General features: G+C 42.2%; 1 protein-coding gene. It reads right to left on the bottom strand.

The window, feature by feature from the left end; genetic code table 11:
• Positions 1 to 399 precede the first annotated feature (399 nt).
• On the bottom strand, positions 400 to 1,072 hold a 673-nt coding region (locus A3763_RS15245; RefSeq protein WP_156495112.1), incomplete at its 5' end, for an HD-GYP domain-containing protein.

Raw genomic sequence — 1,072 nt, 5'->3', positions numbered from 1 at the left:
TTTTCAAACGTTCATCCTTTAAAACAAAGGTAACCATTTCACGAACGGTAGAAGAGTCTTCAACAATTAAAATAGATCTCATTTTTCAGGCTCAGTATTAAAAGTAAATATTCGGTGAGGTGCACAACTCACTTAAGTTTAGCAGCTCTTTCAAGGGTAAAACATAAATCTTCAATGATTGGTTTACTGAGCCCCAAACGCTTAATGTATTTATAGTTGGTTTAAGTGCTGCAAAGGAGCAATGAGCTGTAGCAGAAGAAATCAATCACAACGCAGTAAAAGGGTTCACAACATGGCCGAGAAAGCGTCTAAGGGCGCAAAACAAACTTCTAAGACTGCCGCAAGACTGTTAGCGCTTTCGTCATTCCTTCAAAGTTCAGTACCAGGCTTTAAGGTTTATTACTGTACTGCAAGGCCAAAGTTTAAGCCTTTGGCCTTGTATTCCTTAAGCTGAACGCCAAAGGCCCCGTCTGTATATATTTCTTTAACTCGAAGCGGCTTACCATGCTGATCTTTTTGCTCATTACTTAGATCAACAATCCGTTCAGCACAGCTTTTCTTCTCAGTATTCCTGACAATAATCAGTTTGGGGCGAAGCTTATTGTTTCTTTGGCACGATAGGATAATACCAACTTCGCCATTGGTCAGCTCAACAATATGCCCCGGTGGATAAATTCCTACTAAGCGAATAAAAGCTCGAACAATTTCCTCATCAAACTGCTGGCCACGACAATCGTAAAGAATACGCAAACCTTCCAATGTCGAACGTGCATCACTATAAACCCGGTCACTGGTAATGGCATCGAAAGCATCCACCACGCTAACAATTTTAGCGAAGAAAGGAATCTTTTCAGCAGTCACCCCCCTTGGGTAACCCTTACCATTGAGATGTTCATGATGACAATACGCAACATCAACCGCGACCGGAGGCACGTCTGATTTAGACATCAGCAGCTTGCGACCATGTGTCGCATGTTCCTTGACGAGTTCATATTCCTCGGAATTTAAGGATCCTTCTTTATTCAGCACCTCGATGGGTATATTAATCTTTCCCACATCATGCAGCATCGCC

Source organism: Oleiphilus sp. HI0128 (assembly GCF_001635365.1).
The sequence above is the reverse complement of the archived record's forward strand: the minus strand, read 5'-3'. Positions and strand labels throughout refer to the sequence as shown.